General features: G+C 43.2%; 15 protein-coding genes and 6 tRNA genes. 20 read left to right on the top strand and 1 reads right to left on the bottom strand.

All coding sequences use genetic code 11. The features are described from left to right. Positions 1-23: 23 nt before the first annotated feature. The 18 genes from MHM98_RS00830 to MHM98_RS00745 all read left to right on the top strand — a co-directional run bounded on the left by MHM98_RS00830 (position 24) and on the right by MHM98_RS00745 (position 13215). Positions 24-491 carry a DUF1249 domain-containing protein gene (locus MHM98_RS00830; protein ID WP_239437127.1) on the top strand — a complete coding sequence of 156 codons (468 nt, stop codon included), beginning with the start codon at positions 24-26 and terminating at the stop codon, positions 489-491. Continuing rightward, positions 488-1297 (top strand): 3',5'-cyclic-AMP phosphodiesterase, encoded by an 810-nt coding sequence (gene cpdA, locus MHM98_RS00825; protein ID WP_239437125.1) that lies wholly within the window; start codon positions 488-490, stop codon positions 1295-1297. Before MHM98_RS00830 ends, cpdA begins: the two co-directional genes overlap by 4 nt. Positions 1298-1382: 85 nt before the next feature. Then, positions 1383-1979, top strand: a complete 597-nt coding sequence (locus MHM98_RS00820; protein ID WP_239437123.1) for a YqiA/YcfP family alpha/beta fold hydrolase — start codon at positions 1383-1385, stop codon at positions 1977-1979. A 73-nt stretch (positions 1980-2052) separates the two neighbouring features. Beyond that, complete coding sequence (gene parE / locus MHM98_RS00815; protein WP_239437121.1) at positions 2053-3960, top strand: DNA topoisomerase IV subunit B; 1908 nt, start codon at positions 2053-2055, stop codon at positions 3958-3960. Positions 3961-3969: 9 nt separating this feature from the next. After that, positions 3970-6273 carry a DNA topoisomerase IV subunit A gene (gene parC, locus MHM98_RS00810; protein WP_239437119.1) on the top strand — a complete coding sequence of 768 codons (2304 nt, stop codon included), beginning with the start codon at positions 3970-3972 and terminating at the stop codon, positions 6271-6273. A 3-nt stretch (positions 6274-6276) separates the two neighbouring features. Then, entirely contained in the window at positions 6277-6519 is a 243-nt protein-coding gene (locus MHM98_RS00805; protein ID WP_239437118.1) for a DUF3565 domain-containing protein, read from the top strand. 10 nt (positions 6520-6529) lie between these two features. Then, complete coding sequence (locus MHM98_RS00800; RefSeq protein WP_239437117.1) at positions 6530-6838, top strand: hypothetical protein; 309 nt, start codon at positions 6530-6532, stop codon at positions 6836-6838. A 133-nt stretch (positions 6839-6971) separates the two neighbouring features. Beyond that, on the top strand, positions 6972-7421 hold the full coding sequence (locus tag MHM98_RS00795) for a hypothetical protein (protein WP_239437115.1): 450 nt from the start codon (positions 6972-6974) through the stop codon (positions 7419-7421). Between the two features lie 216 nt (positions 7422-7637). Then, positions 7638-8810 carry a hypothetical protein gene (locus MHM98_RS00790; RefSeq protein WP_239437114.1) on the top strand — a complete coding sequence of 391 codons (1173 nt, stop codon included), beginning with the start codon at positions 7638-7640 and terminating at the stop codon, positions 8808-8810. Positions 8811-9055: 245 nt separating this feature from the next. Next, entirely contained in the window at positions 9056-9700 is a 645-nt protein-coding gene (gene uvrY / locus MHM98_RS00785; protein WP_239437113.1) for a UvrY/SirA/GacA family response regulator transcription factor, read from the top strand. Positions 9701-9718: 18 nt separating this feature from the next. Continuing rightward, positions 9719-11542: an excinuclease ABC subunit UvrC gene (uvrC, locus tag MHM98_RS00780; RefSeq protein WP_275441354.1), complete on the top strand. Its 1824-nt coding sequence runs from the start codon at positions 9719-9721 to the stop codon at positions 11540-11542. 107 nt (positions 11543-11649) lie between these two features. After that, on the top strand, positions 11650-12204 hold the full coding sequence (pgsA, locus tag MHM98_RS00775) for a CDP-diacylglycerol--glycerol-3-phosphate 3-phosphatidyltransferase (RefSeq protein ID WP_239437111.1): 555 nt from the start codon (positions 11650-11652) through the stop codon (positions 12202-12204). A 192-nt stretch (positions 12205-12396) separates the two neighbouring features. Then, positions 12397-12472 (top strand) — tRNA-Gly (locus MHM98_RS00770). A 19-nt stretch (positions 12473-12491) separates the two neighbouring features. Then, positions 12492-12565, top strand: a tRNA-Cys gene (locus MHM98_RS00765). 35 nt (positions 12566-12600) lie between these two features. Next, positions 12601-12685: transfer RNA gene (locus tag MHM98_RS00760), tRNA-Leu, on the top strand. A 20-nt stretch (positions 12686-12705) separates the two neighbouring features. Next, positions 12706-12781, top strand: a tRNA-Gly gene (locus MHM98_RS00755). A gap of 133 nt (positions 12782-12914) precedes the next feature. Next, positions 12915-13000, top strand: a tRNA-Leu gene (locus tag MHM98_RS00750). Positions 13001-13129: 129 nt separating this feature from the next. Then, positions 13130-13215, top strand: a tRNA-Leu gene (locus tag MHM98_RS00745). 64 nt (positions 13216-13279) lie between these two features. On the opposite strand, the gene folX is transcribed toward MHM98_RS00745, so the two are convergent. After that, positions 13280-13642 (bottom strand): dihydroneopterin triphosphate 2'-epimerase, encoded by a 363-nt coding sequence (gene folX / locus MHM98_RS00740; protein ID WP_239437109.1) that lies wholly within the window; start codon positions 13640-13642, stop codon positions 13280-13282. Between the two features lie 107 nt (positions 13643-13749). On the opposite strand from folX, the gene MHM98_RS00735 reads away from it, so the two are divergent. Together MHM98_RS00735 and MHM98_RS00730 are read left to right on the top strand one after the other, a co-directional pair. Then, entirely contained in the window at positions 13750-14787 is a 1038-nt protein-coding gene (locus MHM98_RS00735) for an AI-2E family transporter (protein WP_343229196.1), read from the top strand. Positions 14788-15261: 474 nt separating this feature from the next. Further along, positions 15262-15768 carry a hypothetical protein gene (locus MHM98_RS00730; RefSeq protein WP_239437105.1) on the top strand — a complete coding sequence of 169 codons (507 nt, stop codon included), beginning with the start codon at positions 15262-15264 and terminating at the stop codon, positions 15766-15768. Positions 15769-15774 lie beyond the last annotated feature (6 nt).

Here is a 15774-nt window from a genome sequence, read left to right as displayed (position 1 = left end):
TTTTCCAATTAGCTGAGTGGTCTATGGCGAGTTATTGTCAATCAAAACCAAAATATCAACCAGATATGCTGGCGCTTCATCGTGCTCACTCTTATAACTATCTATTGATATTAAAGTTACTGCCTGAATTTACCTTCGATAAGCCGTATTTTTTTCACTTAGACAACGGCTGTTATCAATTGAGTATTTGCGAGCAAACGCAATACACCAGTGTGTTAGACATCGAGAATATAGCGTCAAGTGTAGTGGTGGGCGAGGAAAATGCCACCAGCCTCACACCTCGTTTAAAAGTTCGTTTATATCACGATGCCCAAATGGCAGAAGTGTTAGCTAGTCGACAGATCCGATATTTTAAATCACGTTATGATTATCCCAATCGGTTAATGCAACAGCCGGATGAGAAGTATCAGATTAATAAGTTTTTAACACAGTGGTTAGAGCATTGTTTTAAAGACGGACGTGTAATGACATTGGATCCGAGGCATTCATGAACGAAGACATTTTAAGGCTAGGACAGGCCAATCCACAGATCTTGCAGTTTAGCGACCTTCATTTATCGACCAACGATGAATTGATGGGCATAAATTGCGATGAGAGTTTTGCTGCTGTTAAAGCATTAGCATCGCAATATCACAGTGCGGACTTAACGTTAATTACTGGTGATATCTCCCAAGATCACAGTGAAACTTCCTACCAGAAATGTTGTGAAATTTTTCGCTATCAACAGCATCCTGTGGCATGGATTACTGGTAATCACGACGATGTGCAAATGCAAAACGACATTCTGTCAGTTGGTGCTATAACCCCCGTCAAACGTATTCTGTTTAAGCATTGGCAGCTGTTACTGCTTAATTCACAAATTCCCGGTAAAATCTGCGGCGCGATTAGCGATGAAGAGCTCGCGCAAATAAAGCAGGCAGCTAGCGATTATCCCAATCATCACTTAATGCTTGTGATGCATCACCATCCTATTTCGATGGAAAGCGCATGGATTGACAATCATTGCCTGACTAATCGTGACGAGCTATGGCAGGTGGTCAATGAGGTTGGTAACGTTAAAGGCATGATGTTTGGTCATGTCCATCAATTGGTGGATGAAGAGCGCGATGGCGTGCGTGTATTAGGTTGTCCGTCAACAAGTGTGCAATTTGCGCCTAAACAAGATGACTTTTCCGTTGATGATGCTCAGCCGGGCTTTCGTTATTTAGAACTACTCGCCAATGGCACCATTAAGACTAAGGTGCACCGCGTTGAAGACAATAAGTTTTTAGCCACCTTCGATCCAGCAGGCTATTAGCGTTAATAAATCAAACCATCTTTTTGCTACGAGCAATAAGATGGTTTATGCTGCGGTCCATTGTTTTTATTGACGCAGTATACAAGTGACCAAACCACGTTATCTAATTTATCTCCACGGCTTTAATAGCTCACCGCAATCGCTAAAAGCACAGCAGGTGCACGACTTTTTGACTGAAAATCAACCGCAGATCAATCTTATTATCCCTGAGCTTGCTGTAAATGCTCATGAGGCGCTAAGCCAAATTAAGCAGATTGTCGATAATATTAAATCACAGCATCAAACAGCGAATATCGGCTTTGTAGGAAGCTCCATGGGCGGCTTTCTGGCGACTAAGTGTAGTGAATTCTATAACACGAAAGCAGTGCTAATTAATCCCGCGGTCGCACCATATCGTCTAATCAAACATTTAATTGGTGAGCACACTAATCCGTATTCAGGTAAGTCTTTTTCAGTGACTGAGCAAGACGGTGAAGAATTGGCTAAGCTCCATTTTGATAACATTGCCTCGCCAAATAATTTTTGGGTGTTGTTACAAGAAGGGGATGAAACCCTCGATTATCGCGATGCTTTAGCGCTTTATCAGGGCAGTCGAATTACCCTTGAACCCCTTGGCGATCACGGTTTTGTCGGCTTTAATCGTTTTTTGCATGCAATTGTAGAATTTTTATTCGAAAATTGATGTTAACTACTTAAATCATCACACAAATTTCGCTACACTGAGCGCAATAATAAGAATCCCGAAAGGCCTACACGTGACAGAACAGCAATATAATTCGGATGCCATCGAAGTCCTTAATGGCTTAGAGCCTGTTAAACGCCGTCCCGGCATGTATACCGAAACCACGCGCCCAAATCATCTTGGCCAAGAAGTTATCGATAACAGTGTCGATGAAGCCCTCGCTGGCTTTGCTAGCTCAATCCAAGTCATTCTTCATGAAGATAATTCATTAGAAGTTATCGATGACGGTCGTGGCATGCCAATCGATATTCACCCGGAAGAAGGAGTGAGTGGTGTTGAGCTTATTTTATGTAAGCTACACGCTGGCGGTAAGTTCTCTAACAAAAACTACGCTTTCTCTGGTGGTTTACACGGGGTAGGTATCTCGGTAGTAAATGCGTTATCAACACGTGTTGAGCTGGCTATTCGCCGCGATGCTAAGGTGTATGAAATCGCCTTTGAAAACGGCGAGAAAGTCGAAGAACTGCGTGAGACTGGTACTTGTGGCAAGCGTAATACTGGTACTCGTGTCCGTTTTTGGCCTGATGCCTCTTATTTCGATTCTAATAAATTCTCTGTTTCACGCCTTAATCACAATCTGCGCTCTAAAGCGGTATTGTGTCCTGGTCTTAAGATCAAGTTTACCAATAAGATCACCAAAGATGTACAAGAGTGGTGTTATCAATCAGGTCTGCAAGATTACCTATTAGAAACTGTCAAAGAATGGCCTTGTCTACCTGAAACGCCGTTCGTTGGCAGCATGAGCAGTGCTTCTGAAGCGGTTGATTGGGCGGTTGTTTGGCAACCAGAAGGTGGTGATTCTCTTAGCGAAAGCTATGTGAATCTTATTCCAACCATCCAAGGCGGTACTCACGTAAACGGTTTACGTGCTGGCTTGTTAGATGCAATGCGCGAGTTTTGTGAATTTAGAAACCTCTTGCCTCGGGGCGTTAAGCTAACCCCAGATGATATATGGGATCGCTGTAGCTTCGTTTTATCAGTAAAAATGCAAGATCCGCAATTCGCGGGACAAACCAAAGAGCGTTTATCGTCCCGTCAATGTAGCGCCTTTGTGTCTGGCGTAGTGAAAGATGCCTTTAGTTTATGGCTTAACCAGCACACTGAAATCGCTGAACAAATCGCTGATTTGTGTATTAACAACGCGCAGCGCCGTATGAAGGCGACTAAGAAAATCGCCCGTAAAAAGGTGACATCAGGCCCTGCATTACCGGGTAAGCTCACCGATTGTACCGGACAAGATCCATCACGTGCTGAATTATTCCTCGTAGAGGGTGACTCGGCGGGCGGTAGTGCTAAACAAGCACGTGATCGTGATTTCCAAGCGGTGATGCCACTGCGCGGTAAAATTCTTAATACATGGGAAGTGGAATCGACTCAGGTATTGGCATCACAAGAGGTGCATGATATTTCGGTGGCGATTGGCTTAGATCCTGACTCTTCAGATCTATCGGCACTACGTTATGACAAAATTTGTATTTTAGCGGATGCCGACTCGGATGGTTTGCACATCGCTACGCTATTATGTGCACTCTTTATGATGCACTTTAGAGAGCTGGTACGCCAAGGCCATGTTTATGTCGCGATGCCGCCGCTCTATCGTATCGATATCGGTAAAGAAGTGTTTTACGCTTTGGACGAAGATGAGAAAAACGGCATTTTAGATCGCATCGAAGCCGAGAAAAAACGCGGTAAAGTCAATGTACAACGTTTTAAAGGTTTGGGTGAAATGAATCCGCTACAGCTGCGTGAAACTACCATGGATCCTAACACTCGCCGTCTAGTGCAGTTAACGCTAGATGAAGAAGAGCAAACTTGTGAAGTGATGGATATGTTACTTGCTAAGAAACGCTCACCAGATCGTCGTCAGTGGTTAGAAACCAAGGGCAACTTAGCGCAAACTATTAACACCATTGAAGAGTAGGCTGGATAAATGAGTAACGAAACACTAATGAGCTTGGACGGCGTTGAACAACAATCAATGCACAGCTTTACCGAAGACGCCTATTTAAATTACTCAATGTACGTGATTATGGACAGGGCCTTGCCGCATATTGGCGATGGTTTAAAGCCTGTACAGCGCCGCATTGTTTACGCCATGAGCGAGTTAGGCCTTAATGCGTCTGCAAAATACAAAAAATCTGCCCGTACCGTAGGTGACGTGCTCGGTAAATTCCATCCCCATGGTGATACTGCCTGTTACGAAGCCATGGTATTAATGGCGCAGCCGTTTTCTTATCGCTATCCACTGGTTGATGGTCAAGGTAACTGGGGCGCGCCAGACGATCCTAAGTCTTTCGCTGCGATGCGTTATACCGAAGCGAAACTCTCGAAATTTAGTGAAGTGATGCTAGGGGAACTTGGTCAAGGCACCGTTGAGTGGCAGCCAAACTTCGACGGCACCATGAAAGAGCCAGTAGTACTTCCTGCGCGTCTGCCACACATTTTACTAAACGGTATCACCGGTATTGCCGTTGGTATGGCAACGGATATTCCGCCGCATAACGTGCGTGAAGTGGCCAATGCCACCGTGGCCTTGTTAGAAAAGCCAAAAGCCGAATTGGGTGAGTTACTTGAACATGTTCAAGGACCTGATTATCCAACCAATGCCGAGATCATTACGCCAAAGTCTGATATCGAAAAGATTTACACCACGGGTAAAGGCTCAATTAAGATGCGCGCCGTGTTTGATATCGAAGATGGCGAAGTGGTGATTACTGCGCTGCCGCATCAAGTATCAGGTGCGAAAATTTTAGAACAAATAGCTAGCCAAATGCAGTCGAAGAAACTGCCGATGGTGTCTGATTTGCGCGATGAGTCAGACCACGAATGTCCGACGCGTTTGGTGATAGTACCGCGCTCAAACCGCGTTGATATCGACGGTTTAATGAATCATCTATTTGCTACCACAGATCTTGAGAAAAACTACCGCGTTAATCTTAATATCCTCGGGCTGGATAACCGTCCACGTGTCATGGGGTTACATGATATTTTAAGCGAGTGGATTGAATATCGCCTTGAGACGGTGCGCCGCCGCTTGCAACATCGTCTTGATAAGATTTTAGCGCGTCTGCACATTCTAGATGGTCTATTGATTGCGTTTTTGAATATCGACGAAGTGATTGAAATCATTCGTACCTATGATGATCCAAAAGCCGAGTTAATGTCGCGTTTTGGCTTAACGCAAATTCAAGCGGAAGCCATTTTAGAAATTAAACTGCGTCAGTTAGCCAAACTTGAAGAAATTAAAATCAAAGCAGAGCAAGAAGAGCTTGCCGCTGAGCGCGATAAGATTGAGCTAACGCTATCGAGCGAGCGCCGCATGAAGACCTTGGTGAAAAAGGAAATCATCGCGGATGCCGAGAAGTTTGGCGACGATCGCCGCTCACCAATTATTGAGCGTAGAGAAGCAAAAGCATTATCAGAAAAAGATTTAGTACCAAGTGAAGCAGTAACTGTTGTTGTTTCAGAAAAAGGCTGGGCTCGCTGCGCCAAAGGCCATGATATCGAGCCACAAAACCTCAGTTACAAGGCGGGGGATGCGTACCTAAGCTCGGCAAAAGGGCGCTCTAATCAGCCAGTGGTGTTTATCGATACCTCAGGCCGAGCGTACAGCACCGATGCTCACACTTTGCCATCGGCACGTAGTCAGGGGGAACCACTCACTGGTCGCTTTACCCTAGGCGCAGGTGAAACCATTGCTCATACTGTGATGGGCGGCGAAGAGCAACTGTTCTTAATGGCTACCGATGGCGGTTATGGCTTTATCGGCTCATTCAATGACATGGTATCAGCCAATAAGAAAGGTAAGGCATTACTGTCACGTCCGAAGGGCAGTGAAGTGATGGCACCAGTTAAAGTACAGGACTACGACAATCAGTTGTGTCTAGCCATTTCAAACGAAGGACGCATGCTGATTTTCCCACTGGAAAGTCTGCCTAAGCTAAGCAAAGGTAAAGGGAATAAGATTATTAATATTCCTAGCTCACGTGTTGCAACTCGCGAAGAGTTTGTCAAACAAATCGCCGTGCTTAATCGCGACAGTGACGTGACCTTGTATGCAGGTAAACGCAAGCTAATGCTTAAAGCCAGTGATTTAGAGCATTATATTGGCGAACGTGGCCGTCGTGGTAACAAGCTGCCGCGTGGTCTACAGCGCGTCGACTCGATTGATGTTAATTTGGGTGAACCTTTGGTTGAAGAAGAGTCTCAAGCGACACCTGATGAGTCAGTTTAATCAATGAAACAACCGATGGTGGGTTTTCACAAGGACGATGAAAACCACTGGGTGGCCAAACTCGCGTGCGGCCACAATCAACACGTCCGTCACGACCCGCCGTGGCAAAATCGCCCTTGGGTACAAAACAAAGATGCGCGTGATGCCATGTTAGGTATCGAGCTTACCTGTGTTAAGTGTGATGAAAACGCGCCCCGTGACTGGCACTCCCTTTCTGACTTCCTTGGAAATAGTGATAAAGAGTAAAGAATTCCGTATGAGTCAAATTATTACTAAAGCCCAATTAATCGATATCTTAAATCAATGGCATAGCGATAAAATTACCACCGAAAAACTGCAAGTGTGGATGATTGATAATTTCGAACCAGACGAGTTTGATATTGGTAAAGGCGAAGAAGAGCACACCATTGAAGCCATGCATATCGTGATGAATGAATACGAGTTGGTGGACGAGACAAAATGTTTAAAAGCAGGTGCCAAGCTGGCGATTGATTTTATTAATGCGACGCCAGATAGTTTTATGACAACGCGCGGCGAGTTTTTGCGTAATGGATTTAGTGACTAAGATAAATTCAATTCTTTTTAAACCGACGGTAAAAAGATTTGAATTAAAGTATGTCAAATTAATACTAACTAGTTCATACCTGATAAAATTATTAACTTAGTATCTACATTATTAATCTTAAGGAAGGATTCAAATGCCTAAAAATATCGCGCTTTTACTAGCCACTTCTATGTTAACTTTCGGCTGTGTAAACGCAGATGCCATTAGCAATCTAGTTGTTGAAGATGCATTGTATAGTCCACCAATAAACGGAATTACTGCAGGTTGCTCAAGTATGGGTGTAAAAAAAGATTGTGACAATATTTCAGGCGCGAATAAGAAGATTACAATCAACGGTGTACGAATGAGAGTTGCAGGTAGTAGCGACGGTAGACGTATTCTGGTGATGTATAGTTCAGACCGCTGCGGTTTTGGTGATTCATCGTGTCAAACACGCGCCAGTAACAGTGCCTATTATGTGGTGAAAAACCGATTGACCAGGAATGGAGTTTCTATCGAAAAAGTTACCCCGGTTGCTGTCAGTGATTTTATTAATGGCTATTTGATTCAAGTTGACGCTGACGGCTACTCACTGATTGATTAATCATTCAGCTTGCTTAAAAAGATATTTCAATAGTTTAGGTCAAAGTATATAAAATTTGACCTAACACACCATCAAATCAACATTTGTGACGCATAGCCATTGCAGCGTTTGAAATAAACCGTATGATGCACGCCTTTATTTTTCGATAGGTTCTGTTTTGTAGCAAATTGTCTATCGTCTTAGTCTTGTATTTCATGCGTTGTGGAGCTGTTACACGTGAAAAATTTATTGATTTCTCCTTCTAAGATGTCGCTGTCAGGCGCGCAATCTGCCATTTACCAAAAGGTACTAGAACAAGTGGCGCCGCTGAGTTTAAATTTGATGGCAGTAAAGGTTGAAAATCACCCTGATGAATTTTTAGGTTGGTGTCATGAATTACTCGACGTGTGTGTTAATCGCATCAATCGCGATTTAATGGATGAGGCGCAGTTTAAGCCGCTTAAAAAACTTATCGCGCTGTTAGAACAAGCGCTTAGCGTGACGCAAATTAATATGGCTAAAGTTGCGCCGTGGGTACTTTATCAAGAGTTTATAACCGAGCAGTCAGTGCGTCACGGCTTAGATGAGCGTCTGCGCTTATTGGATTATGTGGCAAAGCTCGATTTATCACAGCTTGGCGAATTAACAGTTGAAGATTGCTTAGCCGTTGTAGGTAAGTACTCGGCTAGCCATGATACCGCTTTATACAACTTTGATGTGCAGTGGTTCGGGCAAACAAAAACAGCTAAAGGTTTTCATGAATTACTTAGCGTAAATCCGAGTGCTTTCGATGAAGCATTAGCGGCAATCCCTAATGAGGGCGAAGTAACCCAAGCACAGTTTGCGGACTTTGTGGCGGCCTTTATGATGGCGAATATGAGCACGGGCGAGAAGCCAAGCCTCGCTGTTGCTACTCGACTATTGGCGATGAAACGTCCTGACCAATTTGTAGTAGTAACTAGTAGTAAATTAGATGACTTATGCCAAGGGCTGGATATCGCTAAATTTAAGCTCAACGACTTCGAAGCCTATTGGAGTGATGTTATCGGCACTGTGCGCATTATGCCTTGGTATAACAGTGAACAGCCAGATGATGAGAAAGAACTGACGCTATGGAATTACCGCGTGATTTTGATGGATTTACTGTTTTATGTAGATAAAGATCACGCCCAGCGATCTAATTATTTACGCATGAAAAATAAACCCGCACGTAAATCAGCAAGTAAATCTGGTGCTAAATCAACGCGCCGTAGCAAAGAGTCGGCAGCGCAATTAGTTGACCGCGTATTAGCAATGGAAGGGACGCCGGAGATTATTAAAGCGCAACGTCTATCGATTATTGCTCAGGTAGAAGCGGGTAAGAAAGTTGATGAAGTGATTAGTTTGCTTAGTAAAATATTTTCGGATTAATAACTTTTAATTCATAACGTTAATTGGTTTACGCTTTTTAAAGAACTGTAAATTTATGTGCGTTAATCAATCGCATTGCCGAGTAAAATTGTGTATCAATCTAACGTAAAATAGATTACTGTATTGGGCGATGTAGAAAAAGTTAGACAGAGTGTCTAAAATTTATTCACCGCCGAGCAAGATAAGTAACATTCTCATTATTTACTTGATGTCGTAGTTGACTTAATGAGTGTCGAGAGGTTTTTGTGATAAACGTTTTTTTAGTTGATGATCATGAATTAGTGCGTACGGGTATTAAGCGTTTGCTTGAAGATGTACGTGGTATTAAAGTCGTTGGCGAAGCCGATTCGGGTGAAACAGCAGTGCAATGGTGTCGTAACAACGATACAGATATTGTGTTGATGGATATGAATATGCCGGGCATTGGTGGTATTGAAGCTACACGACGTATTTTACGCTTAAACCCAGACATTAAAGTTATTGTAATTAGTATTCACGGTGAAGAGCCTTATCCGACAAAGGTAATGCAGGCTGGTGCCGCGGGGTATTTAACGAAAGGCGCTGCGCCACTTGAGATGATCAATGCTATTCGTCAGGTGAAGACTGGTCAACGCTACTTGTCGCCTGAAATCGCTCAGCAAATGGCATTGAGTCAATTTAGACCGTCACAAGACAACCCTTTCCAAACACTGTCTGAGCGTGAGTTGCAAATCATGATGATGATAACCACGGGTCAAAAAGTGAATGATATTTCTGAGCAGCTTAGCCTAAGCCCGAAAACGGTTAATTCATATCGCTACCGCTTGTTTACTAAGCTTGAAGTCAGTGGTGATGTTGAGCTAACTCACTTGGCGATCCGCCACGGTATTTTAGACACTGAAAAGCTTTAAATACCCGCGAGTACTTTCTTGTTTGATAGTCAATCTTTCCTAAAAAACGTCACCACCTCGGCTGGCGTTTATCAAATGTATGATAGCGACGAAGTCGTTATCTACGTCGGCAAAGCTAAAAATCTCAAAAAACGTTTAGCCAGCTATTTTCGCAGTAACATAACGAACGGCAAAACGCGAGTCTTAGTCAGTAAAATTGCTGATATCAAAGTTATTGTTACCGCCAGTGAAACCGAAGCACTAATCTTAGAAAATGATCTCATTAAGCATCACATGCCGAAATACAATGTGTTGCTTCGAGATGATAAGTCTTATCCTTTTATCTTTATTTCTGATCACAAGCATCCTCGCATTAGTAGCCATCGCGGCGCTAAGAAAGCCAAAGGCAAATATTACGGCCCTTATCCCAACTCTGGTGCGGTGCGTGAAAGCTTGCATTTGATGCAAAAGATTTTTCCTATTCGTCAGTGTGAAGATGCTTATTATCGCAACCGCTCACGCCCTTGTTTGCAATATCAATTAAAGCGCTGTCTAGCGCCTTGTGTCGAAGGTTTGGTGACTGACGAAGATTACGCCAGTGAAGTCAAACTCGCGGGGATGTTTTTATCGGGCGATAGTCAGCATGTGCTTGATAAAGTGATTGAAAAAATGGAGCAGGCGAGTCAATCATTACAATTTGAAGCAGCGGCTCGATATCGCGATCAATTAACCGCATTGCGCAAAGTGCAAGAGCAGCAATGGATCAATAGCGATCAAAGTGACGTTGATGTTATCGGTTTTAATTATGATCATGGTATTGCTTGTTTCCATACCTTGTTTATTCGCAACGGTAAGGTGTTGGGCTCACGCAGTTATTATCCAAAAATTCCCAAAGATACTGATAGTGAAGAGCTGTACAGCGCCTTTATTTTGCAGTTTTATCTCAATGCGAGCGCAGGGCGACAAATTCCCCGGCAAATTCTTCATAGCGCACAAAAACTGGAAGAAGGCGCTATTGAAGCGGCATTAACCAGTGAAGCAGGTTACAAGGTGAGCCTGTTTAATAACACACGTGGTGAGCGTGCCAAGCTGGTGGATATGGCGCAGCGTAATGCGCGAATTGGCCTTGAAAGTAAGTTGGCGCAAAAAGGCACGCAGCTGCAAAGGGTTACAGCACTTGAAAAAGCAATTGATAGCGATAAGAAAATAGCGCGGATGGAGTGTTTCGATATCTCTCACACCTCTGGCCAACAAACGGTGGCGTCTTGTGTGGTATTTGATCGCGAAGGGCCTGCTAAAGCGCAATATCGCAAGTTTAATATCGAAGGCATCACTGGCGGCGATGACTATGCGGCAATGAATCAAGCGTTAACTCGTCGTTTTGCTAAAGCCAATGATCCCGCGTTAATTCCTGATATCTTATTTATCGATGGTGGTCGTGGTCAATTAAGTGAAGCCGAGGCGGTGATGGCGAAGTACCAAGATACTTTGCCAAAGATGCCATTGTTACTTGGTGTTGCCAAAGGGGAAGGGCGTAAAGCAGGCCTTGAAACCTTATTTGTTGGTATCACCCGCGAAATTATCGATTTAGAGAATGATAATCCGGCGCTGCATTTAATCCAGCATATTCGCGATGAGTCTCACCGCTTTGCTATCACTGGCCATCGCGCCCGTCGCGCTAAAGTTAAAAATACCTCAACCTTAGAGAATATCCCCGGAATTGGCCCTAAACGTCGCCAAGCGCTGATCAAGAATATGGGGGGCTTGCAGGCGCTTAAAAAAGCCAGCGTTGCAGAAATTGCTAAGGTCCCTGGTATTAGCAGCGATTTAGCACAAACGATATTTGATGCATTAAATCACTAAGCTGCGCATTAAGTAGTCAATTATGTCGCCATTGGCTGTTGGCGTTTGTAATAGTAATGTGAATCAGGCAACATAAGGGCACTTTTTAAAACCGTTAGTTTTTATCGATGCCGTTAAACATTCCAAACTTACTCACGATGTTACGTGTAGTATTAATTCCTGTCTTCATCTTCTCTTTTTTCTTAGAAACCGAGCATCGCTACTTAATTTCTGCCTTTATTTTTTGGTTTGCCGCTGGCACCGACATGCTAGATGGTTATTTGGCGCGTAAACTAAATCAAAGTACCAAGTTTGGCGCTTTCCTCGATCCTGTGGCCGATAAAGTCATGGTGGGTGCAGCGCTTGTTATGCTTAGCCAAGATTATCAAACGCCGTTTGTGACTATTCCCGCTATTATTATGATATCGCGTGAAATCATTATTAGCGCGTTGCGTGAATGGATGGCGGAGCTAGGTCGTCGTGGTGTGGTGGCTGTATCTATTTGGGGCAAAGTGAAAACTGCTGCGCAGATGCTTGCAATTATCGCGTTATTATCCCGCTATAATGAAACCGTTATTAATATTGGTTATGGCTTAATGTATATTGCAACAGCGCTAACTATCTCATCTATGGTGAGTTATTTATGGGCTGCCACTCGCTCAACGGATGCAGATAACGGTTAAACCGTTTATTTAAAAGTCATTTTGCACTAATCTTGCGCTTTTCGTTGGATATTTGTCCAAGTGAAATAAAAAGATAAAAAACATTGTTGACTCACATTAATAAATCATTAGAATGCGCTGCATCGGATGACAACACGGCACTACACAAAACGTAGTACCAACAATGAGTCTTCTGATAAGTTAATTTGAAATGCGACTTTAGCTCAGCTGGTAGAGCGCAACCTTGCCAAGGTTGAGGTCACGAGTTCGAACCTCGTAAGTCGCTCCAAATTAACAAAAATGATATCGGCGGGTTGGCAGAGTGGCCATGCAGCGGATTGCAAATCCGTCTACCTCGGTTCGACTCCGGGACCCGCCTCCATTTACTTGGATTGATATCAATAAGAATACTAAGATGCCCGGGTGGTGGAATTGGTAGACACAGGGGATTTAAAATCCCCCGCCTTCGGGTGTGACGGTTCAAGTCCGTCCCCGGGCACCATCTTAGTTTCAAGGTTTTATGCGACTTTAGCTCAGCTGGTAGAGCGCGACCTTGCCAAGGTCGAGGTCACGAGTTCGAACCTCGTAAGTCGCTCCAAATTATTTTCTGATGTTAAGTGATATCAGGAATTAAGAGATAAGCGAACCTCAAGGTCAACAAATTTAGTACCTCGAAAGACGCTCCAATTTCTTATAAGAAATTGACCACATATCTGCATTGCAGACATCCTGCCCGGGTGGTGGAATTGGTAGACACAGGGGATTTAAAATCCCCCGCTCATAGAGTGTGACGGTTCAAGTCCGTCCCCGGGCACCATCATTTATCCAAATAATCAAATGTTTCTAAATTGAATGATTGTTTATTTGAATAAATTGTTGAATACAATTTGTTGGTTTTAGTTTCGCTAAAACTGTCCACAATTTTGACCTTGCGTCAACACTCGAAGCCCGGGTGGTGGAATTGGTAGACACAGGGGATTTAAAATCCCCCGCTCATAGAGTGTGACGGTTCAAGTCCGTCCCCGGGCACCATTCGTATCAAGTATCTAAATAAAACTATAAATATTTCTAATCCATCCATGGATCTCTATTTCAATTATGCTTGATAAGTTAGCTCTAGTGATACCGAATCGGCGAAGCGTAGGGCATGCGGTTTATCGATTTCTACGGTTGCACTAGTCACCCACGGATGTTCGCTGGCGATGGCTAGCACGTCGTGAGTCATTTTTTCGAGCAAGCCAAATTTGTTATTTTCGACTAGGGCAATAATTTTCTTGGTGATGGTGCGATAATTAAGGGCATCGTCCATGTTATCGCTTAATGTTGCTTTTTCCGCAGGGTATTGAATTTTTACGTTAATGATAACGTCTTGACGATTGGCAATTTCATCGTCGTTAATACCAATGAAAGTTCGTAGGCGTAAATTTTTGATCCGAATAACGGCCAGTTCACTGTTCATAATAATCCTTATTTGTTGAATTCCCTCCATTAAGGCCATTTTGTGTTGTTTTTGCAACCGTTAGTGCGTAAATTACTTAATATTATTTTAATTATTACGATGTTACCGTGCCGAAAACTCAACTGTCTCCTTCGTTAAAAACCGCTTTAATGTTAGCGTCTGTGGTTATTATTCTCGCGGGAATTAAAACCGCTAGCCCAGTTATCGTTCCTTTTATCCTTTCAGTGTTTATTGCCATCATCTGTAATCCCGCGCTTAATTGGTTAACAACTCGTCGCGTACCTAAAGGTGTCGCAATTGGTTTGATAATCAGCTTTGTGGTGTTAGCAGGGATGTGGTTAGCAAACCTTGTCGGCAAGGCGGTGAACGACTTTTCTAGTCAGCTACCTGCCTATCAAGCGCAATTAACAGAGCGATTTGGTGGTTTGTCGAATCAACTGGCGGAATATAACTTTCCAGTAGAGCTTAATCAGCTAACTGAATATTTTGATCCTGGCGCTGCAATGAATGTGGTGACAATGATTGTCGGCGGATTTGGCGGCGTGATGGCGAATTTATTTTTAATCTTGCTAACGGTGATATTTATGCTCACTGAAGCATCGTCATTTCCAAAAAAACTTCACGTCGCTCTAGATGACGCTGATATGCGTATGGCGCAAATCGATCAGTTTTTGCTATCAGTTAACCAATATCTTGCCATTAAAACCATGGTGAGTATGGCGACAGGGACCATTATCGGATTGGTACTCTGGGCCATTGGTCTTGATTATTGGGTGTTGTGGGGCGTATTGGCGTTCTTGTTAAACTATATTCCCAATATCGGTTCGATAATTGCGGCCGTGCCTGCGGTTTTACTTGCCGTTATCCAATTGGGAATTGGATGGGCCGGCGGTGTCGTTGCACTTTACTTGGTGGTTAATGTGGTCATGGGCAATGCCGTAGAGCCGCGCTTTTTGGGTAAAGGACTTGGTTTATCAACGCTCGTGGTATTTTTATCGTTAATTTTCTGGGGCTGGTTATTGGGCACCGTTGGGATGTTATTGTCAGTACCACTGACCATGATTCTAAAAATTGGACTAGAATCAAATAACTCTACACGATGGCTGGCATTATTGCTCGGCGGTGAAGAGCAAAGCGCAAGCTAGCCCTGCTAACATATTGTATTGCCATGGCTTACTATCTTTTTGCAGTGAAAAGATAGTATACTCACGGCGTTTTGGCGGAGAGGTTTCAGCGCTTCGCCCCACTTAGTATTTGGGTTGATAAACATACTGCCACCTTGATACTAAGTTTTGGATTGATACGATGCAAAATGTCCCGCAATAGTGGATGTTTTGACAGATGTAGAAAAGGATTTATTTGTTGACCTTTCCTGCTGAATATCAAAAATCCTAGATTAAACTTAATACCAATTTGATTGAATAAGTGATCAATTTTGTAACGCGGATAAATGGATTAGAACAAAGCTTTTATTTTGATAAATAGTTGTTCTATTTGAAAAATAAATAACGCAGTTATCATTCATTTAGACCGTGAAAAATGCTCAAGGATTTAATGTGATTGGTATGACCAGTGCAAAGTTAAAAAGTTTGTGATAGCGCTAACTGATAGGAAATTTCATGAAAAGATTATTGTTGATTGTTTTGTTGTTGACGGCATCAAGTCATGTGATGGCTGCGGAAAAAACGAGTGTCGCTGGCAAGATTCAGGCGCTCAAGCAACAGGCGGTAAAACTCCATAAGGATTTGGCGCAGTTAGAGCAAGATCTTCTTTACCCTTCAACAACCCAAGTCGCAATTTACGTTTCTAAAAAATTAGCTAAGAACCTAGCCCTCAGTCAATTGGATTTGTACATCGACGATCAGCGCGTGACCAGTTTTATATACAATAGCGAAGACAACCATGCCTTAGATCTTGGTGGTATGCAGCGATTGTATTTGGGGAATCTAAAGGTTGGCGAACACGTCTTTAAAGCAGTTGCGAAAAGCATCGATAGTAAACAACAAACTATTGTGCTTGAAGGTGAAGCAGGTCTTTACAAGAGTAACAAGCCGTTGTCTTTGAGTATTAATGTGGTAGATGCCGCTGGCACCCAACCTGCAGCAATTTCCGTATCACGTCTTTAGGAATTT

It is taken from the genome of Psychrobium sp. MM17-31 (assembly GCF_022347785.1).
In the GTDB taxonomy this organism is placed as follows: Bacteria; Pseudomonadota; Gammaproteobacteria; order Enterobacterales; family Psychrobiaceae; genus Psychrobium.
Note: the sequence above shows the minus strand (reverse complement) of the source record. Positions and strands in the feature narration are given on the sequence as shown.